The sequence below is a fragment of the Planococcus sp. CPCC 101016 genome, assembly GCF_007859295.1.
Lineage (GTDB): Bacteria > Bacillota > Bacilli > Bacillales_A > Planococcaceae > Planococcus.
In genome coordinates, this window is the sequence record NZ_VOHB01000002.1 from 85,417 (window position 1) to 109,792 (window position 24,376).

A 24,376-nucleotide genomic window follows, 5' to 3' on the forward strand; every position below is an offset into this window, starting at 1 on the left:
AGAGAATCTAGATTCTTCAAAACTGTCTACGGTATTCAGGCATCTCAGAAAGGGACTGGCCTCATGAACTTTTCACTTAATGAAACAAAAATAAAAAAATTATGCGGTCAGGCTGCCTATAAAAAGGGCCGGACCTTTCTTCAAGCCGGCAAAATTCAGTTGATGCCCGATCCGGCCGACGACCGGCTCATAAAAGGCAGCATCACCGGACGCAACGAATTCCATGTTAGCGTCAAGCAGGAACAGAGCGGAGAAGTTTTGGCTTCCTGCAGCTGTCCACCAGTCGGTTTTGTGACCACCTATTGCCATCATATTGCGGGTGTCCTGCTGGCAATTGATGACATGCAGCAGCGTGAAAACCCTGCTGCCAAGATGCTGGATTTGTTTGCGCGGCAAACCGCTGGAACAAAAGGCAGACCCCGGTATTTCGATAAGCGGCAGAGCTTTCAAGTGGAATTTAGCTTCCTGCCAGTCTTATTGGATAAAGCGGGCTATGTGTTTGGATTGAGGATAGCAGGGGGAACAGAAGAGCTGAAACCGATTTCGGATATTGTTGAATTTCTGAATGCGGTGAAAAGGGAGGAGCCGTACAGCGAATCTCCAGGCGTTCATTATTCGCCTCAAGACCATCGCCTGCAGGATGAAACCGAAAAGGTCCTCGATTATTTGTCGAAAACTCTTGTTTCAGCAGATGGCAGCGAACAAGAAGCCGGTCTGCTGGTCATTGCAGCTTCTGACTGGGAGCGGCTGCTGCCTTTAGTGCAAGTTGCCCCTAAGGTCAAACTTGTGGGTACAGGGCGAGTTACAGAGGGTCTTCGCATTGAAAAAGAATTGCCCTTGTCTTTCCATTTTGATGAAAGCCGCTTTGGCGGCTTCCGATTGGATGTCGAAGGGCTGGAGGAAGTATTGATTTTAAAAGCTTACGAAATGGCCATTGCAGATGGAGCCCTTGTCCATTTGGCTGAAGAAGATACAAGGCGTCTAGCAGAATTAAAGGAATTGCTGCCAGGTTCCATCGACCAGCTGCTTATTTCAGCAGAGGAAATGGATCATTTCATGGCCACAGTAGTACCGGGGCTGGAGCGTTTAGGGAAAGTGCATATCGCGGACGCAGTAGCGGAACGGCTGGTGGAAACACCACTCCGCGCCAAGCTGTTTCTCGATCGCATTAAGCACCGGCTGTTAGCCGGGGTGGAATTCCATTATGGCCATTTGGTGATTAATCCGTGTGAAGAGCCGGAGGAAGAATTCCGCCATTACCCCGGTATCCGCAGGCAGCGCCAGCAAGAGCAAAAAATCTTGCGAATTATGAAAGACAGCGCATTTACACAAACCGATGGCGGTTATTATATGCAGGATGAGGATTCAGAATATCATTTTCTCTATCACGTCATTCCGGTACTGGAAGAGCTGATGCAGATTTATGCAACAACTGCTGTGAAGCTGCGCGTGCAAAAAAACTATGGCGGCCCGAAAGTGAGAGTCGAGATTAGTGAACGCACCGACTGGCTGGACTTCCGCTTCGATATGCAGGACATCCCGGAGACGGAAATCAAGAAAATTTTGAAGGCGCTTGAAGAAAAACGGTCTTATTACCGCATCCCTAACGGTACGTTAATGTCCTTGGAGACTTCGGAGTTTATGGATTTGAGTGACTTTCTGCGTGAATTGGATATCACTTCCGAGAATTTTGGCCGTGAGGAAATCCGTATTCCATTGATACATGGCCTTCACTTGGCCGCTTCACTAGACGAGGGACAGCTGCTCGATCCAAGTGCCAGTTTTGTGGATTTGTTGCAGAATCTGAGTCGTCCCGAAGAACTGAGCACTGACCTGCCGGAAAGTCTGGAGGGGGTACTCCGTGATTACCAGGAAGCGGGTTTTCGCTGGCTGAAACTGCTCGCCAAGTACAAATTTGGCGGCATTTTGGCTGATGACATGGGGCTTGGCAAAACGCTGCAAAGCATCGCGTTTATTGTTTCCGTACTGCCGGATATCCGCAAACAAAAGCAGCCTGTTCTGGTGGTCGCTCCGTCATCGCTTGTCTACAACTGGCTGAACGAAATGGCTAAATTTGCGCCAAGCGTCAAAGTCCAAATCATTGATGGCAATAAAGCACAAAGAACCTCGCTGATTAAACAGACACAAGGTGTGGATGTCATCATCACTTCATACCCTTCCTTGCGTATGGACCAGGTACTGTACCGGGATCGAAGCTTCCATAGCTTGTTTTTGGATGAAGCACAGGCCTTCAAGAACCCGGTTACCCAAACAGCGAAAGCGGTCAGAGGAATTCAAGCGGATTACCGGTTTGCGCTTACCGGGACACCGATTGAAAACTCTCTCGATGAGTTATGGTCGATTTTCAATGTTGTGTTTCCTGAATTGTTGCCAAACCGGAGGCTGTTCAGCGAAATGAGACGGGACAGCATCAAAAAACGGGTACGTCCATTCATTCTGCGCCGCATCAAAAGTGAAGTTCTAACCGAGCTTCCTGATAAAGTGGAGACCATCCATTTATCAGAGCTGCAAAAAGAACAAAAGAAATTATACGCTGCTTATTTAGCCGAATTAAAGCAGGATGCGTTTAAGCATTTAAACAAAGACAGTTTTCAAAAAAACCGAATCCGAATATTGGCTGGCCTTACGAGACTGCGCCAATTATGCTGCCATCCCGCACTTTTCGTGGAAGGCTACGAAGGGGGATCAGCTAAATTTGATCAGCTGATGGAGCTCGTGGAGGAATGTCGGCTGTCCGGACGGCGCGTGCTGGTATTTTCCCAGTTTACTCAAATGCTTGGCATCATCGGCCATCAATTGGCAAGAGAAGGGGTCCCTTACTTCTACCTGGATGGCCAGACAGCCCCGATGGAACGCGTGGACTTGTGCCGCCGTTTTAATGAAGGACAAGGAGATTTGTTTTTAATATCCTTAAAAGCTGGCGGGACAGGCTTGAATTTGACGGGGGCCGATACGGTCATCCTGTACGATCTTTGGTGGAATCCGGCTGTCGAACAGCAAGCCGCAGACCGCGCCCACCGCATGGGGCAGGAAAAGGAAGTGCGAGTGATCCGGCTGGTAGCCAAAGGGACCATCGAGGAAAAAATAAATGAACTGCAGATGAAAAAGAAGAACCTAATCGATGACGTCATCCAATCGGGTGAAGAACCGTTGAAGGCAATGTCTGCAGAGGACATCCGGGAGATTTTAACGATGTAAGCTGCTGTTTCATTCACAAAATGTCTGCTCCGAAAAGGAATTATTAGGCAGGGTTTGGTAAAATGGGTGAAAGAGAGCTGAGGTGTTGATATGGATCCAAAAAGTATGTTGGAAAAAGTGAAAAATCGGGTTCCTGATGTACTGGGAAACAAGGATTTTTCAAAATACGCAATTCTTTTGCCCCTTATCGAAAAAGATGGAGAAACTCATGTCCTCTTTGAAGTGCGCTCCTACGAACTGAGAAATCAGCCGGGTGAAATCTGTTTTCCAGGAGGCAGAATTGATTTTCAGGACCAAACGGAAGAAGATACGGCGGTTCGTGAAACAATGGAGGAATTAGGGATTGAAAGAGCTGAAATCTCGAATATTTTTCCATTGGATTATATTGTTTCACCTTTCGGCATGATCGTGTACACGTTTGCCGGAGTCATCGATCCAGAGGCTGTATTCGATCCAAATCCGCCGGAAGTTGACAGCATCTTTACAGTGCCTTTGTCCTTTTTCCTGGAAAAAGAACCAAAAGTTTATCGCATCAATTTTGATATTCAACCAGAGGAAAGTTTCCCTTATGATTTGATTGCTGGAGGGGAAAACTACAACTGGCGTACCCGTCAAGTCGATGAGTATTTTTATATTTATGGAGACAAGGTAATTTGGGGATTGACGGCCAAAATTCTGGCACACTTTATTGAGATCATTCGTTGAATGGTCTTTTTGTTTTGAGAAAGAGCGGGTCTTTTATCGCAATTTCGGAATTGTGCCAGAGAGGTGCTTTTAAAGGCGCAAGTAAACGTGTATAATTATTCATATGACTGATAATTAAAATTATTTTTACAAAAGGAGTCCTGACGATGACTACATATCAACTTGAGGTTATTGAAAATACCAGCAAAAAAGAAAAGCCGGTGAAAGACCAGGTACCATTCGGGACTACTTTTACAGATCATATGTATGTCTTGGAATACGAAACAGAAAAAGGATGGTACGATCCGAAAATTGTTCCCTACGGACCGATCAGTTTAGATCCGGCAGCGATGATTTTCCATTATGGCCAAACGGTTTTTGAAGGCATGAAAGCATATCACACAGAAGACGGCCGCATTTTGCTGTTCCGTCCGGAGAAAAACTTCGAGCGTTTGAATCTTTCAAGTGAGCGCTTGAGTATCCCGCCAATTGATGAAGAACAGGCGTTGGAGCATTTGACGCAGTTGATCAAGCTCGAAAAAGAATGGGTTCCGAAAACGCCGGGTACGTCGTTGTATATCCGTCCGTATATCATCTCAACAGATGCCAATCTTGCTGTTGGACCATCTCAAACGTATAAATACATGGTTATCCTCTCGCCAGTAGGCTCTTATTTCCCAGGGGGGCTTCATCCGGTTGTTATTCATGTAGAAGATAAATTTACCCGCGCGGTAAAAGGCGGAACTGGTATGGCCAAAACAGCAGGCAACTACTCGTCGGGCTACCAGGCGCAAGCCAATGCCAAAAAAGAAGGAAATGCGGATGTCTTATGGCTCGATGGCGTCGAGAAGAAATACATTGAAGAAGTTGGCAGCATGAACATCTTTTTCAAAATTAACGGAGAAGTGGTAACGCCTGAGTTGAATGGCAGCATTCTAAAAGGCATCACCCGCATGTCCATCATTGAATTGCTGGGTACATGGGGAATTACCGTAACAGAAAAACGCGTTTCCATTGATGAGCTGTATGAAGCCTACGAAGCAGGACATGTGGAAGAGGTCTTTGGAACGGGGACAGCTGCGGTCATTTCTCCAGTCGGTGAACTTAACTGGAAAGGCAAGAAAATGATCATCAACAACCACGAAATCGGGGAATTGTCGCAAAAATTATATGACACGATTACAGGCATCCAGACAGGAAAAATTGAAGATACACTGGGCTGGACCGTGGAAGTAAAATAAGAAAACCTGCTTTTTTCGATCTATAGCATTTCTTAGGCCCGTTGCCTGGTTATCCTTTTGGGTAGCTAGTTGCAACGGGCTTTTAGCTATGCGCTGTACGGATCGTTTATAAAAAGTAATACGTCAGTACACAAATAAAGAAAAGCAAAGACTTTTATGATATGGTAGAAAACAGCAATTTTACTCTTCGCAAGAAATTTAGAATGGGAAGAAGAAGCATATTTTTATGATAGAAAAGAGGGTGTAAGAGTATTGGAAAAGTTGACTGGCTTTAAACGCGTCCACTTCATTTTACTAATGGGGGCGTTGACTTCTTTGATTCCGTTTACGATTGATATGTATTTGCCGGCTTTCCCGATTTTGGCTTCGGTCTATGAAACGAATGCTACCTCGGTTCAGCTGAGCTTGACTGCTTGTTTGCTTGGCCTCGCACTGGGCCAATTGGTCACGGGTGCACTCAGTGATGTACAGGGCCGGCGAAAACCGCTGATCATTTCCCTAGTGGCCTATGTTTTGGCTTCTGTGGCTTGTGTATTTGCTCCGAATATATACATATTTGTACTTCTGCGTTTTGTACAGGGCTTTGCGGCTTCCGGGGGACTGGTTATTTCCCGGGCAATCGTCCGAGATGTCAGCAACGGGGCAGAATTGACCCGGCTATTCGCCTTATTAATGGTTGTTAACAACCTAGTTCCTTTGTTGGCGCCTTCGGTCGGCAGCGGTGTCTTGTTGTTTGCGGACTGGAGAGGCATTTTCCTTGTATTGTCGTTATTGGGAATTGTCCTCCTGCTGTTTTCTTCTTTCCGTCTGAAGGAAACTCTGCCTCCTGAGAGACGTGTCGCAAGCAATCTGGGGACGACATTCAGCAACTTTGCAGGAATTTTAAAGAATCGTCAGTTTACGGGCTATGCTTTAGCGCAAGGTTTTTTGATTGGTGGAGTTTTCGCCTATGTTTCAGGGACACCGTTCATCTATCAGAATGTTTACGGCGTATCACCTCAAGTATTCAGCCTTCTTTTCGGCATGAACGGCATCGGACTGATTTTTGGCAGTTATGCGGTTGGCCGCTTCTCTCATGTCTGGTCTGAAAAACGTTTCCTGGAAACCGCTTTATACAGTGCCACTGCTGCTGGTGCTATTTTATTGATTGTGGTTTTATTAAATGGACCGTTATTGGCTGTCGTTATTCCGATCTTCTTCTTTATCACGTCGATCGGCGTGGTGGGAACGGCCGCTTTTACACTTGCTATGGAAAGCCAGGGCCATGTAGCAGGCAGCGCTTCCGCTTTGTTGGGGTTATTGCCTTTTATCTTGGGTGCTGCGACTGCACCGTTGGTAGGGATTGCTGGAGAAAATACAGCAGTTCCAATGGGTGTTGTCATATTCACGATGTGTTCGATTGCCTTGCTGGCATACCTGTTACTGGCGAAGAATTCAACTGAATCAACGATAAATTAAAATAAAGCCCAGAAATTGCTCTGGGCTTTTTGTAATGAGTAAAAATACCTAATTCTGGAATTTTACAAAAGCTAAATAAAACTCTAATCTAAGCTTAACAATCGCATCATATACTTAGTATGTTAATCAAATTATTGGAGGGTAAATCAATGATACATAAAAACTTAAAAACAAAAATTATTCCAATTGCTTTAGCTTCAACAATAGCTTTGGCGGGTATAACTTCTTTTAATCTGTCAGTTGAAGCTCATGCTCCCGGCAACAATCAGGGAAAAGCTCCTGAACACAGTCAAAGCAAAGGCAAAGGAAGCGATAAAGATAAGGTGAAGAATGTCATTTTCTTAATTGGTGATGGAGTGGGCACATCGTATACATCCGCTTACCGGTATCTGCAGGACGATGCATCCACTAAGCTGGTTGAGGAAATGTCATTCGATTCTTATTTGGTCGGACAACAATCGACTTATCCAGAAGATCCAGAACAAAACATCACGGATTCTGCTTCAGCAGCTACAGCTATGGCAGCCGGTATTAAAACCTACAATAATGCGATTGCTGTCGATAACGATGAAAGTGAAGTGAAGACAGTTCTGGAAGCCGCCAAAGAAAAAGGTAAAGCCACAGGATTGGTCGCAACTTCTGAAATCACACATGCTACTCCAGCATCATTTGGTGCTCATGATATCGCACGGAAAAACATGAACGCGATAGCGGATGATTACTACGACGAATTAATCAATGGTGAACATAAAGTCGATGTTCTACTAGGCGGAGGAACCGACTTGTTCGAACGAACAGACCGCAACCTGACAGAAGAGTTTCAGAAAGATGGCTACAGCTATATTACAGACCGTGATGAATTATTAAGCAACAATGACGAGCAGGTGCTTGGATTGTTCGCACCAGCCGGTCTCCCGAAAATGATTGATCGTGACGACAGCACACCTTCATTGGCAGAGATGACTGAATCAGCTATCGACCGCTTGTCAGAAGATGAAGAGGGGTTCTTCCTTATGGTGGAAGGCAGCCAGGTCGACTGGGCGGGACATGACAACGATATTGTTGCCGCAATGAGCGAAATGGAAGACTACGATAAAGCCTTCCAGGCAGCCATTAAATTTGCTGAAGAAGATGGCAATACGCTAGTTGTTGCAACAGCTGACCATTCGACAGGAGGTTTCTCCATCGGAGCGGATGGCATCTATAATTGGTTCGGAGAGCCGATCAAAGCCGCAAAACGCACACCGGATTTCATGGCTCAACAAATTGTTGACGGCGCTGACGTGGAAGAAACTTTGATCGAGTATATCGACCTTGAACTGACAACTGAAGAAATCGCGACTGTGAAAAAAGCGGCAGAGGGCGGCGAGTTAATAGACATTGACAACTCCATCGAAAAGATTTTTGATGAGCGCTCACATACAGGTTGGACAACAGGCGGCCATACAGGAGAAGATGTTCCTGTTTATGCGCATGGTCCAGCAAGTGATAAATTTGCAGGACAGCTCGACAATACCGATCACGCAAAAATAATTTTCGACTTATTGAATGCAAAAGTAGAAATTCACGATAATTAAGTAATGCAATAAACCAGTAATGAAATGAGGAACTGACATGAAAAAAACCGTTTATTTGTTTGCGCTCTCCGCATTATTGCTTAGTGGGTGTACTGAACAGACAGACTCTACGGTGATTGCTTCTGGAGCTACTGAACAAAATGATATACCTGAATACTACGAAGACTATGTTCTGAGTCCGCAAGTGACGGATGACCGTACGCTGCAGGAGGCTGGTCAAAGCAAGCAAGATGCAAAAGGAGAAGCGACAGTAAAAGCGGTGAACATGGACAGTGAAACTTACGAGGTGGGGCCAGTGGAGTTGAAGGTAGCAGAATCAAAAACTCTTCAGTTAAGGCCGGATTATAGCCTGATTGACTTTTTCCACTCCTATACGCATGACCAGGAGTTTGAAATTGTGAAAATGTTCGTGGAAATCACCAACACTTCTGAAGAACCAGTGTATTTTGCTCCAGTAGCTTTATTGGATACCGATGCGGGGGAAATGAAGCTTTGGGAAGACGATATTTACTTGGAGGAATTAAACGGTGAACTTGCCGCAGGCGAAACCAAGCAGGGCAATATCGGATTTATCGTTGAAAACAGTGACTTTGATTTGGTGAAAATTACCACAAGCGATGTATTCGACGACCAAGACATTAAAATTGCTGAGGCAGGAAAATTCAACATCGAATTAGAATAACAGAGGATACAGAAGTTTAGCAGACCCATTGTTAAGGGTCTGTTTTTTGCTTTTTTCTTTTAAGCATAAAGTTAATGGGAAGAATGAGGAGAAATATATTTTTTTAGTGAAACTAACGGTGTATGATAGACACAGTCAACAACGATAGACGAAAAATTCAGATAATAGCGGACTGAAATATCTGTTGCTAAAGATGGCCGTGAGATGAGAGCGGGTCAAAAAACCACAGCTGCTGTATAGCTTATTAAAAGGAGCGATTCACCATGAAGTTGGTTGACCTTTATATCAGGGAAGTGACAAGGAGGCTTCCGGAAAAAAAGCGCATCGCAGTTGCGGAGGAGCTGCAGTCGATGATTGAAAAAAGGCTGCCGATGGAATACACGGAACAGGACGTTAAAAATGCGCTTTCTGAACTTGGCCACCCAGCTGTTTTGGCCAGTCGCTATGCGGAGCGGCCCATATATTTGATCGGTCCCCGGTATTATGATCTTTATCTTCAATTACTGAAGCTAATTATTCCGATTGCATCTGCTGTGACGGTCGTAATCATCCTTATCGTCACGGCTGTGTCAGGTCCCGGCGAGCAATCGGTTTTTGGCATCATCGCGGATTTGATCGGAGCCATCATTTCTGGAATCATCAGCACAGTGATTCAAGTCATTTTCTGGGTGACGTTGATTTTGGCAATTGTTGAACGAACCGAGCATTCTAAATCCCAAAGACCCTTATCGCTGAATTTCGAAGAATGGACACCGGATGATTTGAAGGAATATCCGGAACGGCCGCACATGTTAAAGGAAAAAAAGATTCCAAAGAGCCAAGTATTCGGCAGCCTGATCTGGACAGCTATCTGGACAACGGTTTATTTCAATGCAGATAAGCTGTTGGGGATTTATCAAGAGGGACAGCAGGGGGGATTGGAATTTACTACGCCGATCTTCAACCAGCAGGTTCTTGTCTCTTATTGGCCATTGATTGTCCTGGTCATCGTCTTGGAAATCACATTGGCAGCCTATCAATGGCGGGCCATACAGTGGACCAATAAACTGGCGCTTTTCAATGCGTTTGTACAGACCACATCTGTTTTGGTGTTTATCCTCGTCTTCACCAATCCCAATCTGATCAACGCCGCGTTTCGCCAATGGCTTTTAAGTATATTTGGCGATACGTCTGCCCTTAATTGGGTGCTGGGCAGCATCGTAGTGGTGGTCATCATTTCTTCACTGATAGACGCTGTTCAAGGAATCCGAAAAGCAAGAATGCAAATAAAGCGATAAGCATACAGGAAAAGCTTTCCTGTATGCTTTTTTATGTCAAAAATTGATTGAAGTATAGTGATTTTATTCATTTGTTTCTTTAAATGTTATTCAAGTATGTGAAAAATATCTTTTATGGGTACATAAAATCAGTGATACTAGTTTATTGACATTTGATATAGTTATTTTACAGTATATTTGTTTTTTTCTAAATATTATGTTTATATATTGAAAAATCATGGTATCATGATTTATGCTTATAACACGACATCAGGAGGAAACGTCATATGATTACATTTATCGGAGCGCTGGTTCTACTTATTTTAGGATATGTATTTTATTCAAAGTTCATTGAGCGGGTATTTGGAGTTGATGACAATACGCCGACTCCAGCTTATTCCAAAACAGATAAATTGGACTTTATGCCGATGAGCTGGTGGAAAGGCAATCTGATTCAATTATTAAATATTGCCGGTCTAGGGCCTATATACGGAGCCGTTGCGGGAGCATTGTACGGCCCGGTTGCTTTTGTCTGGATTGTCATTGGCTGTATTTTTGCAGGAGGGGTGCATGATTACTTCTCGGGTGTCATGTCCATGCGTCACGGAGGTGCACAATTTCCAACTCTAGTTGGAAAGTATTTGGGCAAAAACGCCAAAGTATTTATCAACGGCCTTTCATTGGTGTTGATGCTTCTGGTGACTGCAGCCTTTACAGCAGGTCCTGCCCAATTGATTGCTCAAATTACGCCAATTAACTTTATGACTGCATTAGTACTTATTTTCTTCTATTTTATCCTGGCGACTATTTTGCCGATCAATAAAGTAATTGGACGCATTTACCCTTTGCTTGGCGGTATTTTATTGTTTATGGCAGTTGCGGTTGCGGTTGCCTTAATCTTCTCGGGAAAACCGATGCCGAATCTTACTTTTGCCAACCTGCATCCGGGTGAGCTGCCGATTTGGCCGCTATTGATGGTGACCATTTCGTGTGGAGCGATTTCAGGGTTCCACTGTACACAAAGTCCGATCATTGCACGTACTATGAAAAAAGAAACAGATGGCCGTAAGATTTTTTACGGAGCTATGATCATCGAAGGCATCATCGCCTTGATCTGGGCTGCAGCCGGTATGACTTTCTTCAATGGCACGGAAGGACTTGGCGCAGCACTCGCTGCTGGAGGACCATCTGGTGTCGTTAACGAAATCTCGATTTCCTTGCTTGGTACGATGGGTGGATTGCTGGCTATTTTCGGTGTCATCATCCTGCCGATTACAACTGGTGATACGGCGCTTCGTTCTTCGCGGATGATCTTGACAGATATCCTCGCGAAGTTTGTGAACATGGAAGGAAAAGTGAAGGTTTTGCTGGTAACCGTTCCACTGGCGATTCCCACTTTCTATATGGCGACAATCGACTATACCTTCCTTTGGCGGTATGTCGGCTGGACAAATCAGCTGGTAGCTACATTCATGCTATGGACTGCAGCCGTCTATTTACTGAAAAACTTCAAGTTCCACTGGGTGGCAGGAGTTCCTGCAATTTTCATGACAGCCGTCGTGTCCATGTATATCTTCTATGCACCCGAAGGCTTGAATATGGATTATCAAGTCTCAGCAATTATCGGAGCCTGCATCACTTTAGTTGTGCTATTGTGGTACGTGGCCCAAATTATGAAATACAGAAGCTTAAAGCAATTGCAGGCGGATTATCGCCCGCTGTAATAACAAGAAGTAATCCCGCCGGACATATTGGCGGGATTACTTCTTGTTTATAAGAATGTGAAATTTATTGAGAGGTAAGCTGCAGCATTAATTAAAAATGAAAATTCAAACCTTGAATGTCAAAAGAAAGAACGTATATTTTTCCAGCCACCGGAAATGGATAAAGCCTTCAAGTGATGGATGACATGGAGCGCTGCCTCAAAATAAACGACAAGATAAAGCATGGAGCTGACCCTCCATGCTTTTTTCTTTTAGTCGAAATAATTTTTTCCAGAGGAAAAGCGATTTTTTATACAACTTCAAGTGAGAAAATGTATTGTTTTATATACCTTTAGTAGAAAAAAGGGCTTCTTTGCACAGTGTTAAGCAAAACTCGGACTTGGCTTTGCATTCCTGCTTAATGCCCGAGCGCGGTTACAAAGAAACGAAAACTGTGTTAAGCTAGCAATTCAATCAAAAATTCGAATTTTCATTTTAAATCGAAAAGTCGGAATTGACTGTTCCTTCGATTGGATCGGAAGCACAGCTTATTTCGGCAAAGCAACATAAAGTACTTTTCAAGTTAATGTATAAATATACATATTAACTGTATGTGAAATCTTATTAAAGCTAATTATACGGTAAAATTTTATTTATTGAATTGACTTAAAATGCAATTCAGTGCATAATAACTCTATTAAAGAGATTCGATAAAACAATTGAAGAGAACAGAGTCACGGAGGCATGGTTCTTCCGCTTTTGAATGAAATGGAAGAATTTTTTTTATTTATCAAAATCGGGTGGTGACTGCACGTGGAGAAGAAAAGAATCGTTGTGAAAATAGGCAGCAGCTCTTTGACAGATGAATGTGGTAAATTGTCAATTGAAAAGCTGCGTGAGCATGTGGATGCACTGGCTCGCTTAAAAGAAGAGGGACATGAAGTAATATTGATATCGTCTGGAGCAGTCGCTGCAGGATGTACCAGCATGGGCTATTTATCGCGTCCGGATACAGTGGTTGATAAGCAGTCAGCGGCGGCCGTAGGCCAAAGCCTTCTGCTGCAGGCCTATGCGGATGAATGCAAAAAACACACTATTGTAGCGGCACAACTGTTATTAACAAAAGATCTCTATAAAAATGCCAATGCCACTATTTCAAAGTTACTGGAACGAAACGTTCTGCCGATCATCAATGAGAATGATTCGGTTTCAGTGAAAGAGCTGACGTTTGGAGACAATGATATGCTGTCAGCTTTAGTAAGTGGGCTTGTCCATGCGGACTTCCTAATTATATTGACGGACATTAACGGCATTTATCAAGACAATCCAAGAACCAATCCTCAGGCTCAGAAATATCTCCATCTCAACGAAATCCCAGATGAATTAGTGGAAGCTACATCTTCTGCCGGCTCTGACGTTGGCACTGGCGGTATGAAATCAAAAGTTGAGGCAGCCCGAACGGCGTTGGCTTTAGGGGTGCAGGTATTTATCGGTTCCGGAACAGGCAGCGAGAAACTGGTCGATATATTCCAAGGAAAAGGCGATGGAACCTATATTGGCGTGAAAACAAAAATGGGTGTTTGAGTAACGAAAATCGAAAGGGGAATCGTGAATGACCGAACTTCTTCAAGAACAGCAAACCGAGAAAAGTGAACTAATTCTAAAAGCGAAACAAGCGAAACAGGCTTCAAGGGTATTGGCAAAGTCCACAACCAAGCAAAAAAACAATGCTTTGCGTTTGATTTCAGCTCAATTGCTGGAAGAACAATCTTATATTCTGGAAGAGAACAGCAAGGACGTGGAAATCGGACGCCAAAATGGAATGAGTGACTCCTTGGTAGATCGTCTGCAGCTGGATCAAGCGCGGTTAAAAGACATGGCAGATGCCTTGATCCAATTGACGAAACTGGCAGACCCTGTCGGTGAAGTGCTGGAAAAATGGGAGCGGCCGAATGGCTTAACCATGTCTAAAATACGCGTACCTTTAGGGGTTGTCGGCATGATTTACGAAGCGCGCCCGAATGTTACGGTGGATGCCTCCAGCTTATGCCTGAAAACTGGCAATGCGGTGGTATTGCGCGGCAGTTCTACAGCGATCCATTCAAATAAAGCGATTGTTGCTGTTATCCACCGAGCACTTGAGAAAAGTGAACTACCGATTGAATCAGTTCAATTATTGGAAGATACGAGCAGGGAAGCAGCTTCTCATATGTTCAAGCTCAATGAATACTTGGATGTGCTGATTCCCCGCGGAGGCGCTAAGCTGATTCAAACGGTCGTCCAAAACTCAACCGTACCGGTACTCGAGACAGGGGCAGGAAATTGCCATATCTATATTGATGAAACAGCGGATGTTAAAATGGCCATAGCAATTGCGCTAAATGCCAAAATACAACGTCCTTCAGTGTGTAATTCCTGTGAAAGCATTCTGGTTCATAAAGCGTGGGCGGAGAAGCACTTACCTGAGTTGATGGAAGCCCTGCAGGATCAGCAGGTACAAATTCATGGAGACGAGTCCACACAGAAACTCTCCTCTATGGTGATACCTGCAGAAGAGGCAGATTGGGAAATGGAATACTTAGGTCTGGAAGTGGCAATGAAAACAGTCGATGATGTGAGCGAAGCGATTCAACACATCAATACTTACGGCACCAAGCATTCAGAAGCTATTATTTCATCCAGTTCGGAAAGTGTTGATCAATTCTTTATGGAAATTGATGCTGCAGCAGTCTATCATAATGCATCCACCCGCTTCACAGACGGTTTTGAATTTGGATTTGGTGCTGAGATCGGTATCAGTACGCAGAAACTCCATGCGCGAGGACCTATGGGTCTACCGGCTCTGACATCGACTAAATATATCGTACGCGGAAATGGGCAAATAAAATAAAAAGTTTGGAACAAAGAGAAAAGGACCGGAAGCAAACTGCTTCCGGTCCTTTTATGCCTGCGCTTTGGTTCTGTTATGCTTCCACATCATATAGCGATACCGGACAGTACAGCCAATACAATAGCCCATTAATGCAACTCCTGCTGCGATAATGACCATGCCACTAAAGGCATACCCTAACAGCTGAATGCCGAAAGCGAAAGAAAGAAGCGATAGCCCCAAACAGATTGTCGCAATCCATTGATTGAAAAGCTGCTGATTCTTATCTTCCTGTTGATAACTGGCGATCGGTTTTTTCAGAAAGCGGCGGCTGAATTGGATGACGGGATTTTTCTTGGTGATCAAGGTATAAATGCCAACTGCGAATGGCAACAGCAGAATGGCGGGATGGAGTAATAATCCTGCTAGTGCAGATACGACGATAAAAATTTGGTTGATCTGGACAAGGGGTTTAGGAATGGTCACGGACTCTCCTCCTTCGATTATCCCTTATTATACTTAGTAACTTACTAGGGATAAAGAAACCTGCTTGAAAAAAGGATAAACAAGAGCAACCCTTTTATAAAAGCTGAGAAATGAACAGTGTGGCCATACCAAAATAAATGAGCAAGGACAGAATGTCGTTGATCGTCGTGATTAAAGGACCCGATGCAACAGCAGGATCAATATTGAGTCGGTACAGAATAAGAGGAATAATAGTTCCGGCTAAAGTTCCGATAATTAAAGTCATCAATAGAGAACCGCCGACCACAATACCCAATACAAAGTTGCCTTGCCATATATATGCAATCAATAGGATGAGTACTGAACAAATGACGCCGATAATAATACCAACCCATAATTCCCTGACAATCAGTTTAATGGTCTGTTTGAAATCAAGCTTTTGGGAAGCTAATCCACGAACCACCACAGATAGTGATTGCGTACCGGTGTTTCCTGTCATCCCCGCAATCATCGGCATAAAGAAAGTCAGTGCTACAACGGTCTGCAGCGTTTCTTCAAAGCGGCTGATGATGCCGCCGGAAAACAAGCCGATGAACAGCAGAAGGATTAGCCAAGGCAAACGCCGGTAAGCGGCAATCAAAGCAGGCGTATTGAAATCAATTGATTTACCAGAAGCTGATAATTTTTCAATATCTTCATTCGCTTCCTGCATAACCACATCGATCACATCGTCGACGGTTAATACACCGACAAGTCTATTGTCTTTTTCAACAATCGGCAACGTAACAAAATCATAGCGGCTGATCAATTGAGCAGCATCTTCCTGATCCGTTAGTACATCGGCTTTAACAACCCGATTGTACATCACTTCTTCAATTTGATCATCTAAATTTCCAAGAATCAAATCCTTATAAGATACAACGCCTACCAATTTTTTGTCTTCATCTACAACATACAGATAGTTGAGGTATTCTGCCAATTCCGCAAAATCTTTAATCTTATCAACAGCTTCCCGAATCGTGTAATGGCGCGGAATCCATACATACCGGTTATTCATCAAGCGACCGGCCGTTTCAGGAGGATAAGTCATCGTGTTTTGTACAAACCTGGAGTCGTCCTGGTTAATTTGCAGCAATAGTTCTTCAATGCGTTCGGGTTCCAGATCATCCAACAAGAGCGCCAGATCATCGTTATCCATACGATCAAGGACTTTTGCTGATTTTTCGAGACCTAGTTTTTGAAGGATATCAATTTGTTCATCCTTAGGAAGTTCCTGCATCAATTCGGTCAATTGCCGAATGCTTAAATAGAGAAGGAACTTATTGCGGTGCTTTTCCGGCAGGTGTCGATACTGGATAGCCATGTCGTATGGCTGAAGTTCATCCAGGATATCCTGGAACTCAATAATTTTTCCTTCTTTTAAGGCTTTTATCAAAGCCAATGTAATTTCGTCTTCGCGCAGCGCTATAGACATATAGTTCACTCCTTTTATACAGGAAATACAGAAATCCTCTTGTTGATTATTGCGTTAAAACTTTAATTTGAAAAGGGTAAAAAAGGGGTAGTAATATTGTATTATTTGACATATAATAATAAAAATCTGAAAAAGGCAAACTTCACCGAAAGGGAAGGACGCAAAGCCATGAGCCTAACCGTTGAAAAACGCAAGGTTGTCAGGTTGCCTGGTCTCGTTCTGTGAGCCACGGCTGCAGAATGGGAGGATACGGAAAAATGAAAAAATTGATGATGGCGGGTGTATTGTTGTTGTTTATGCTGACACAAAATGGTTTTAATGCCCAAGCAGCTGAAGTGGATGTTAAAGCGACCTGGTTATGGAATCCTTGGATGATCTACAGTGATGAAGCAGGTACACTTGCTTTTTTGGAAAGTAAAGATGTGAATAAGGTTTATGTACAGATTGATGCAGAGATTCCAGCCGGTGTTTACGAGAGCTTTATCGAAAAAGCGGGAGCCTTAGGTATAGCCATCTACGCTTTAGATGGAGCGCCTGACTGGGTAGCACCGAAAGGCTTTACCAAACAGGATCGGTTAATGGCTTGGCTATCAAGCTACCAAAAAGGGGCTGCGCCGGCTCAAAAATTCGCTGGAGTACACCTGGATGTGGAACCTTATCTTTACAGCGGCTGGAACACCAACCGGGCAACGACTGTAAAAGCTTACCAAACTCTTTTAACGAAAGCAAAATCCAGCACAGCTGCGTTGAACCTGCCATTGGAAGCGGATCTGCCTTTCTGGTTCGATGAAATTTCCTATAGCAACACTTATGGCAAAGGGATTCTTGCTGAATGGGTAATCGCCAATACACAAAGCGTCACTCTTATGGCGTATCGGGATTCGGCAGTCCTGATCAATGAACTTGTGAAAAATGAAGTAGCATACGGAGAAAAGTACGGGAAAAAAGTAGTGGTTGGTGTTGAAACCGGTCAAACTGATGAAGGCGATGCGATCACTTTCTATGAAGAGGGCGAAGCTTTCATGAATAACGAATTAGCAGCAGTTTCCCAACACTATTCTGCAGCAAAAGGATTTGGCGGAATTGCTATCCATCATGTGGATAGCTGGAAAACGATGGCTCCATGAAGAGAAACTTCATTATAACTAGAAATTTCTATTGAATTTTATCTGGAGCATTCAAGCTTTAACGGTCAGTGGAACAATAGAAAGGAATTAGCAAGGTTGGCCAATTTGGCCAACCTTGCTGTTTTTTCTTTCAGCTGAATACAATAAATATGATACAATATCCTAAATTATCAACTTTGTTGGATTTTAATGGGATTTTATGTATGCGAAAAGAGGCTGCGGAAGGTACCAGTGAAAAAAGGAGATTTGTTCAATGATTGAAATTTTTATATGGGTGGTTTTCGGTTTACTGGGCATTCAATTGCTGATTTTGGCATTGCTTATGGGATGGAAAGCAAAAAATCTTGCTCTTGAAAACAAAATAGAAAAAGAGGTGGCAATCTTAAAACCTCAATTACGGCAATACATAGAAGGTAAACTCTCCACTGAGCCTGCTTTGCCTGCTGGCAAAAGTCGCTTTAAGCTGATTGAGATCATACTGGATGAACTATCAGCTGATAATTTTCAGGAAGAGCAGAAAGCGACAATTAATTTATTGGCAGAAAAGCATTTAGCTGATCATTACCGCCGCGCCCTGAAAAAAGGAGCATGGGCAGAGCGTGTCAATGCGCTGTATTTTATCGAGGACTTCGGACTTTTTTCATTGAAGGAAGATGTTTATCGGCATTTCAGGACAATTAGCAAAAGGGATGAAGAGTTTCGTCAATGCATCCGTGTCTGTGCCGCTTTGCAGGAGGAACGGCTGATGGATGCGGCTATTGAGAGCAAAGATCTATCATTCGGCATGATCAAGGAACTGCTGTACCGACTGGATGAGGATTTACTGAAATTAACGCTGGAACGGATTCAATCCAAAGAGGACATTTCAGAAAACATGCTTTATGCCTTCATCGCATTCAGCGGAGAACATCATATTGACATGCTCTTTCCGTTTGTCGAAAAGAAATTGCGGGATGACCGTAAAGAAGTTCGCCTGAAGGCCATGAGCAGCTTATGTCTTTACAAAAAAATGACGGATCCTGCTATTCTTTCCGAATTCTTTGATTCAAAATATTGGCAAGAGCGGATGTATGCAGCCAAGCTGACAGGTGCCTGCCGTTTTGAGCAGTACAAACCTCATTTGGTCTATCTGTTGTCGGACAATGTATGGTGGGTCCGTTTTGCAGGAGCTGAAAATCTCAAAGTCTTCAAAGGCGGCAACAATGTGCTTAAGCAGGTGGCAGCTGACCATGCGGATGCGTATGCCAGGGATATCGCTAGACATATGCTGACAAGGGAAGGCGGGGACCTTACATGAGTGGAAATGGAATTACACTAGTCATTGAAATTATTTCCTGGGCAATAATTGGCTATATGATTGCAGCCGGGGCCATTTACTTAGTGCTTTTTCTTGTGGCCAGCCCGAAAATAAGCAAAGAGAAAAAACTGAATCGGCATGAGCAGATTGAGGAAATGTCGATCAATAAAGACACCTATCCTATTTCTATACTTGTTCCGGCTTATAACGAGGAGGCCGGGGTAGTCAGTACAGTTCGGTCATTATTGAGCTTGAATTACCCGCAATATGAAATTATCGTCGTCAACGATGGTTCTACAGATACAACGAGTGAAAAAGTAATGTCCCAATTCAAGATGGAACCGATAGAATTGGCTATCCGAACGTATTTCAAAACTGGAGAAATTAAAAAGGCCTACCGTTCAACGCTTCACGCCAATTTATTTTTGATCGAAAAAGAAAATGGCGGCAAGGCCGATGCCCTGAATGCCGGAGTGAACTTCTCAAGGTATCCTTATTTCGCGGCAATTGATGGTGATTCGATTCTGGAGCAGGATGCGTTGCTCAAAACCATGAAACCGATTGTTGATTCCAGTGGCATGGTGACTGCAACAGGAGGAACGGTCAGAATCGCCAATGGCTGCAAAATCAATCGCGGTGTCATCGAAAAAGTGGCATTGCCAAAGAGGCCCTTGGAAGTCATGCAAATCATTGAGTACTTCCGGGCGTTTCTCATCGGACGCCTTGGCTTTAGCCGAGTCAACATTCTGCTGATTATATCAGGTGCGTTCGGGGTCTTTGAAAAAAGCCGGGTCATCAAAGTTGGCGGTTATAAAACCGATACCGTAGGAGAAGATATGGAATTGATTGTTCGCTTGCACCGCTCCATTAAAGATGAAAAATCCAAGCAGCGGATCGAATACATTCAGGATCCTGTTTGTTGGACGGAAGCTCCAAGTACCATAGCTTCCTTGCGTGCGCAGCGGATCCGCTGGCAAAGAGGTCTAGCAGAAACTTTATGGACACATCGCGGAATGATGCTCAACCCAAAATACAGAGGAATTGGCTTATTTTCGATGCCCTACTATGTCTTAATTGAGCTGTTAAGTGCTGTCTTTGAAGTGACCGGCTATTTTATTATCATCGGTGGCCTCGCGTTCTCCTTTATCGAGACCGATATCGCGCTCGTCATGCTGCTGGTGATGGTGCTGTACGGATCCCTGCTTTCTGCACTCGCTGTCCTGCTGGAAGAGTGGACGTACCACAAATACCCAACGGTCAAAAGCATCCTTGTCCTTTATGCCTATGCATTGACAGAAACATTCTGGTACCGGATCCTGATGAATTTCTGGCGGGTGCAGGGCTTGTTCTACGCATTCAAGAAAAAATCCGTATGGGGAGACATGGAGCGTAAAGGTGTTTTCTCGGATGACGAACCAGAAGAAGGAAGTCTGTAAAAGGCTTCCTTCTTTTTTTATAAATCTGAAGCTTATCATGTAATAAAAAATATCAATTGAGAAAGAAGTGGAAAGCCATGGAGCGAATAAAAATGGGTGCTTGGGTAATTGAGGTTGATATGGACAAAACATTGGATTTTTATACTGACTATCATTTAATCACGGAAGATTGCACATGTGATTATTGCGCTAATTATGTTTTAGCCTGTACTGATTTTCCTTCAACGTATAAAGGAGTTTTTGATTCACTTGGCATTGATCCACGTAAAGAAGGCGAGATCTCTCACTACATGGAAAAGGACAATGGAACACATTTGTACGGAGTCTTTTATCATATTGTCGGCAGAATAATTAAAGGCCCTCAATTATGGGTGCCCACTCAAAAAGGCAGTGAGGTATCTTCGCCGCATTTCGCTACGTATCACGGTATAGAGTTAGGCTTCAGTGAAGATTTAATGCTATTGCCGGAAGGATTTCCTGAGCCAGCGATTCAATTTGAAATGGAGGTTACTATCCCATGGCTGTTAAGCTAGTGCAATTCAATGAAGTGGGTGGTTTTATAACTTAGAATTAACCAAAATTCCAATGAAAAAGCCCGACACGGAATCAACCGTGTCGGGCTTGTTTTATTCTGTCTGTCCAAAAGTCTTTTGAAGAGTATAATACGATTCCTTCAGACGCTCTTCGGATTTTGGCAATCCCCAGGTTTCCCAGGAGTACTGAGCCGCTTGAGCGGCATCGAAGGTTTCAACGGCTTTTCCATTTGGATCGGTTAGGCTTGCTGTAACACCTAACCCTTCAATCGTTTTGGAAGCTTCTATGCCTTCTTTCTGTAGATCGCCCAGAAATTCTCGTTTTGCCGGATCTTTTGCGTTCAGCAGCATCCAGGGAATTCGGATCTCCATAATCCCCGTCTCTTTGTCGTAATAATAATCGTTCAGAGAGTCATAGTCTTCGTGCTCGGGGTTAGCAATCCCGAATCGCAGGATTCCCGTTTCGTAAGCATCGAACGGATGAACTTCACCGTTATCTGGACGTACAAATTCCTTGTTCAAGGCCAGACGGATTGGGTGGAAAGTCGATTCAATTTTCTCTTCTGCCGGAATCATTTTCAAGACATTATGATAATCATAATAGAAGCTGTCGTAATCGCCAGCCACCAACAAACGTGCCTTTTCCAGTCCTTCCACTTTCAGATGGAAATCAGCAAGAAACTCTTCTTTCTTCAAAGCATCAACTGCAATGCCGCTATCTTCCCGGACACTGAAATAAAGATTGAAGTCCTGTTCGCTCCACCAGTTTGCGTCAGTTGAATCGAATTGGACTTTGACGTATACATACCGCTCATCGGAATCCATTGTGAGGGTTTTGAGCGCTCCATCTTTCTTTTCATAAAGAGTGTCGCCGTCTGTCCAGTCATCTTCGCCATCGACTTTTACTTTATGGCGGTCAAAGCTTAGCAGACCAAATTGCTGCTCGTTGGTCTGAGCATTGGACCAGAATGGCCGTTCGTCCGGATTGTCGTAATCCATCGTATTCCAAGTACGCTTGAACCACTCATCCTGCCAAGTGAAGACCATCCCACCCAACATACCTTCTTCAATTATGTCTTCATACAGATGGCTGACGATTTCCCCTTGTTGTTGCTCGGAAATGAATCCTTGATTCCAACCGAAGGGATTTTCGTGGGTCATTCCGCGTGAAGCCGGAACGCCGAACTCGGCGATAAGGATAGGCATATCATGTGATTCCTGCAAATCATGCAAGTAGCCGGCATAGTTGTTGAATTCACCACGATGGTCGACGTATTCGGTATAGCGCTCTTCCAGATTCAAGAAATCAGGGTAATAAGGATAGACATGGTAGGATGCAAACGTGCCGACTGTATCCGCAATGCCTTTTGTTTTAATGTGATTTGGATCGACTGTAGCTAAGTCTTCCAGGTAACTTGGTTCTGCCGGATGTTCAAGGTTGTCGGTCGTTACCCAGTTTGTAAAGCTTAAGGGACGCATACTCTCGTGTTCTTTCATTTCATAGGCGGCAAGATGGTCCAGCTGCTGTGCAAGCCAATGCTCCATCGGATTGGCCTCTTCTGTATATACATAAGTGCCTTTATAATCCCCCAGTTTTGGGTAATCGATTCCCATCTGATAAACGGTTTCTGGGTTCCATTCGATTCCAATCATCCAACCGATAACATAAGGGGAGATATCGGCTTCATAGGTGCCGTGAGAATGACCAGGTTTCTGGTCTACGACTGCATCACCGTGTATGACATCCACAATTGTTTCGATTTCAGCTTGGAAACTCCCGGTGATTTCAGGAGTAAAGGCATCCAGAGTCTCAATCAATGGTTCTTCGTCAATCCAGACACCATGATACAGGTAAAGCGGTTCTTTTGCGGTGGCATTATGAGCAGCAAATGCTTCATAGAATGCTGGTGGATGAAGCGTATAGACGCGGATGGCATTGGCGTTCATTTCATCTATTTGCTGAAACCAACGTTCGTACTCTTCACGCGTAATTGCTGCTTCACCTGGAAACGTTCCCGGCTTAGCCATTCCCATATTAACTCCCTTAATGGTAAAGGGCTGCCATTTGCCGTCCTGGTAGACTTCAAATGCCTGTCCATTTACACGTGAAGGATAAGCAATGCCTTCCGCTTCAGCGAGAATGGCAGCAGGGGGTGTTTTTTCATTGCCATTGCCAGTTTCCACCGCGACTGTTTTGTTTTCTGTGTTGGCCAGGATGGTTTCCATCATCGGGACATAAGTCTGCCAATAAAAACTCTTCTCAGCATCGAGCGACTCCATGGAAAGGAAAGACCGGAGTTTCGAAAAGCCGGAATAGCGGTAGAAGCTCGGGGTGTCGTCAATATCAACAAAATCTCCTGCAAAATAATAAAGGTCAGCTTCAGATTTAGATTGATGGAAAAGAGCTGGAAAGTTCTCAGGAATGCCAGCATCTTCTAACTTTTTGCTCCCGGCATCTTGGAGATCCCATTGGTAGTTGGCCAGAATTTCAGTGCCTGCAGCAGCCTGGTTAATATCAAACCAATAACCGAAAGAAGGGCTGTCTGTTAAACCAAAATGCTCTTTGCCTTGTTCTGAATAGGCAAGGCGGATTCCGCCGCTGCCCACTTCGCCATCCTCTTCGGAAAGAACCACGATTTCACCTGTGGCATCGTTAACCAGAACAAATCCAGCACCTTCAAAGTCCCAGTTCACATCATTTTTTTCATAGTTGTCAACGATCCATTGAGGAACTTCGCCATCAGAGGAATGAAGATCTGCAAAATAGCGCCCGCTCCAGCCGCTCCATTCCAATCCCAGAAACTCATTCATATCCTGGGCGACATCTTTCGGAGTAGGGGAGGCAAATGTATTAAACTCGACAATCAAGTCCGTTCCTTGAGACTGAACCTGCTGTTTAATGGTCTGCCATTCACTCATATCGAGTCCCCCGGCAATCATAGAGGAACTTCCTGGTTTTTTTTCGGAAGATTGCCAAGGAAGATCTTCTTCATAGACACCGTAGGAATCAGCCAAGTAAATAAGGTCGGTTCCAGACAAGTCTTCAGGCAAATCACGGATCGTGTAGCTTTTCGCTTTTTCGTCCGGCACAAATCCATAATAATGCTCATCCGCTTTGTACACATCTCCAGATTCAGTAACATAACGATGATGGTTCAACAACCACGTCAGCCCTATATGCTCTCTGAAACTTTCTGTGGGAACGGTCTTATCAATAATCGCAATGTTTACTATTTTTTCTTCCTTAAAAAACCAAATGATAATAGGGAGTACAAGTAAAATGACCACTGCCAATAAAGGCAGAAGCGTCTTCTTCATTAAAATCACTCTTTTCCATTTACAAAATATAACTCAA

Annotated in this window: 17 protein-coding genes and 1 riboswitch; of the genes, 14 read left to right on the forward strand and 3 right to left on the reverse strand. The window is 44.0% G+C overall.

The features are described from left to right. Window positions 1–63 precede the first annotated feature (63 nt). The 10 genes from FQV26_RS00435 (at window position 64) to FQV26_RS00480 (ending at window position 14,710) form a co-directional block, all read left to right on the forward strand. Window positions 64–3,219, forward strand: coding sequence for a DEAD/DEAH box helicase (locus FQV26_RS00435; protein ID WP_146555412.1), 3,156 nt, complete (start codon window positions 64–66; stop codon window positions 3,217–3,219). 90 nt (window positions 3,220–3,309) lie between these two features. Then, window positions 3,310–3,924 (forward strand): NUDIX hydrolase, encoded by a 615-nt coding sequence (locus tag FQV26_RS00440; RefSeq protein WP_146555413.1) that lies wholly within the window; start codon window positions 3,310–3,312, stop codon window positions 3,922–3,924. A 146-nt stretch (window positions 3,925–4,070) separates the two neighbouring features. Further along, a complete protein-coding gene (locus tag FQV26_RS00445; RefSeq protein WP_146555414.1) occupies window positions 4,071–5,144 on the forward strand; it encodes a branched-chain amino acid aminotransferase in 1,074 nt (357 codons plus the stop codon). A gap of 252 nt (window positions 5,145–5,396) precedes the next feature. Beyond that, complete coding sequence (locus FQV26_RS00450) at window positions 5,397–6,602, forward strand: multidrug effflux MFS transporter (protein WP_146555415.1); 1,206 nt, start codon at window positions 5,397–5,399, stop codon at window positions 6,600–6,602. 149 nt (window positions 6,603–6,751) lie between these two features. Next, a complete protein-coding gene (locus tag FQV26_RS00455) occupies window positions 6,752–8,179 on the forward strand; it encodes an alkaline phosphatase (RefSeq protein WP_146555416.1) in 1,428 nt (475 codons plus the stop codon). Window positions 8,180–8,216: 37 nt separating this feature from the next. Next, window positions 8,217–8,861: a hypothetical protein gene (locus tag FQV26_RS00460; protein WP_146555417.1), complete on the forward strand. Its 645-nt coding sequence runs from the start codon at window positions 8,217–8,219 to the stop codon at window positions 8,859–8,861. Window positions 8,862–9,124: 263 nt separating this feature from the next. After that, the gene (locus FQV26_RS00465; protein WP_146555418.1) at window positions 9,125–10,138 is read left to right on the forward strand and encodes a hypothetical protein; all 1,014 of its coding nucleotides are present in this window, start codon (window positions 9,125–9,127) and stop codon (window positions 10,136–10,138) included. A gap of 266 nt (window positions 10,139–10,404) precedes the next feature. Further along, window positions 10,405–11,841 (forward strand): carbon starvation CstA family protein, encoded by a 1,437-nt coding sequence (locus FQV26_RS00470; RefSeq protein WP_146555419.1) that lies wholly within the window; start codon window positions 10,405–10,407, stop codon window positions 11,839–11,841. Between the two features lie 792 nt (window positions 11,842–12,633). Next, window positions 12,634–13,404, forward strand: coding sequence for a glutamate 5-kinase (gene proB, locus FQV26_RS00475; RefSeq protein ID WP_146555420.1), 771 nt, complete (start codon window positions 12,634–12,636; stop codon window positions 13,402–13,404). Window positions 13,405–13,432: 28 nt separating this feature from the next. After that, the gene (locus tag FQV26_RS00480; protein ID WP_146555421.1) at window positions 13,433–14,710 is read left to right on the forward strand and encodes a glutamate-5-semialdehyde dehydrogenase; all 1,278 of its coding nucleotides are present in this window, start codon (window positions 13,433–13,435) and stop codon (window positions 14,708–14,710) included. Window positions 14,711–14,761: 51 nt separating this feature from the next. On the opposite strand, the gene FQV26_RS00485 is transcribed toward FQV26_RS00480, so the two are convergent. Both FQV26_RS00485 and mgtE read right to left on the reverse strand, forming a co-directional pair. Next, window positions 14,762–15,175, reverse strand: coding sequence for a DUF4395 domain-containing protein (locus tag FQV26_RS00485; protein ID WP_146555422.1), 414 nt, complete (start codon window positions 15,173–15,175; stop codon window positions 14,762–14,764). A gap of 94 nt (window positions 15,176–15,269) precedes the next feature. After that, complete coding sequence (gene mgtE, locus FQV26_RS00490) at window positions 15,270–16,628, reverse strand: magnesium transporter (RefSeq protein ID WP_146555423.1); 1,359 nt, start codon at window positions 16,626–16,628, stop codon at window positions 15,270–15,272. Between the two features lie 124 nt (window positions 16,629–16,752). Continuing rightward, a riboswitch (cyclic di-GMP riboswitch) is annotated at window positions 16,753–16,840 on the forward strand. Window positions 16,841–16,885: 45 nt separating this feature from the next. On the opposite strand from mgtE, the gene FQV26_RS00495 reads away from it, so the two are divergent. The 4 genes from FQV26_RS00495 to FQV26_RS00510 all read left to right on the forward strand — a co-directional run bounded on the left by FQV26_RS00495 (window position 16,886) and on the right by FQV26_RS00510 (window position 21,021). Further along, entirely contained in the window at window positions 16,886–17,755 is an 870-nt protein-coding gene (locus FQV26_RS00495; protein WP_146555424.1) for an amidase, read from the forward strand. A 253-nt stretch (window positions 17,756–18,008) separates the two neighbouring features. Continuing rightward, window positions 18,009–19,052 (forward strand): hypothetical protein, encoded by a 1,044-nt coding sequence (locus tag FQV26_RS00500; protein ID WP_146555425.1) that lies wholly within the window; start codon window positions 18,009–18,011, stop codon window positions 19,050–19,052. Continuing rightward, entirely contained in the window at window positions 19,049–20,488 is a 1,440-nt protein-coding gene (locus FQV26_RS00505; RefSeq protein WP_146555426.1) for a glycosyltransferase family 2 protein, read from the forward strand. Before FQV26_RS00500 ends, FQV26_RS00505 begins: the two co-directional genes overlap by 4 nt. A gap of 77 nt (window positions 20,489–20,565) precedes the next feature. After that, window positions 20,566–21,021, forward strand: coding sequence for a hypothetical protein (locus tag FQV26_RS00510; protein ID WP_146555427.1), 456 nt, complete (start codon window positions 20,566–20,568; stop codon window positions 21,019–21,021). Window positions 21,022–21,114: 93 nt separating this feature from the next. Here FQV26_RS00510 and FQV26_RS00515 read toward each other — a convergent pair whose 3' ends face one another. Then, a complete protein-coding gene (locus FQV26_RS00515; RefSeq protein WP_146555428.1) occupies window positions 21,115–24,339 on the reverse strand; it encodes a hypothetical protein in 3,225 nt (1,074 codons plus the stop codon). Window positions 24,340–24,376 lie beyond the last annotated feature (37 nt).

What these genes read in the sequence shown, in the direction of transcription:
- FQV26_RS00480 (WP_146555421.1), top strand. Translation starts at nt 13,433, where the DNA reads ATGACCGAACTTCTTCAAGAACAGCAAACCGAGAAAAGTGAACTAATT.
- FQV26_RS00500 (WP_146555425.1), top strand. Translation starts at nt 18,009, where the DNA reads ATGATTGAAATTTTTATATGGGTGGTTTTCGGTTTACTGGGCATTCAA.
- FQV26_RS00510 (WP_146555427.1), top strand. Translation starts at nt 20,566, where the DNA reads ATGGAGCGAATAAAAATGGGTGCTTGGGTAATTGAGGTTGATATGGAC.
- FQV26_RS00495 (WP_146555424.1), top strand. Translation starts at nt 16,886, where the DNA reads ATGAAAAAATTGATGATGGCGGGTGTATTGTTGTTGTTTATGCTGACA.
- FQV26_RS00455 (WP_146555416.1), top strand. Translation starts at nt 6,752, where the DNA reads ATGATACATAAAAACTTAAAAACAAAAATTATTCCAATTGCTTTAGCT.
- FQV26_RS00460 (WP_146555417.1), top strand. Translation starts at nt 8,217, where the DNA reads ATGAAAAAAACCGTTTATTTGTTTGCGCTCTCCGCATTATTGCTTAGT.
- FQV26_RS00435 (WP_146555412.1), top strand. Translation starts at nt 64, where the DNA reads ATGAACTTTTCACTTAATGAAACAAAAATAAAAAAATTATGCGGTCAG.
- mgtE (WP_146555423.1), bottom strand. Translation starts at nt 16,628, where the DNA reads ATGTCTATAGCGCTGCGCGAAGACGAAATTACATTGGCTTTGATAAAA.
- FQV26_RS00465 (WP_146555418.1), top strand. Translation starts at nt 9,125, where the DNA reads ATGAAGTTGGTTGACCTTTATATCAGGGAAGTGACAAGGAGGCTTCCG.
- FQV26_RS00505 (WP_146555426.1), top strand. Translation starts at nt 19,049, where the DNA reads ATGAGTGGAAATGGAATTACACTAGTCATTGAAATTATTTCCTGGGCA.
- FQV26_RS00515 (WP_146555428.1), bottom strand. Translation starts at nt 24,339, where the DNA reads ATGAAGAAGACGCTTCTGCCTTTATTGGCAGTGGTCATTTTACTTGTA.
- FQV26_RS00470 (WP_146555419.1), top strand. Translation starts at nt 10,405, where the DNA reads ATGATTACATTTATCGGAGCGCTGGTTCTACTTATTTTAGGATATGTA.
- FQV26_RS00445 (WP_146555414.1), top strand. Translation starts at nt 4,071, where the DNA reads ATGACTACATATCAACTTGAGGTTATTGAAAATACCAGCAAAAAAGAA.
- FQV26_RS00440 (WP_146555413.1), top strand. Translation starts at nt 3,310, where the DNA reads ATGGATCCAAAAAGTATGTTGGAAAAAGTGAAAAATCGGGTTCCTGAT.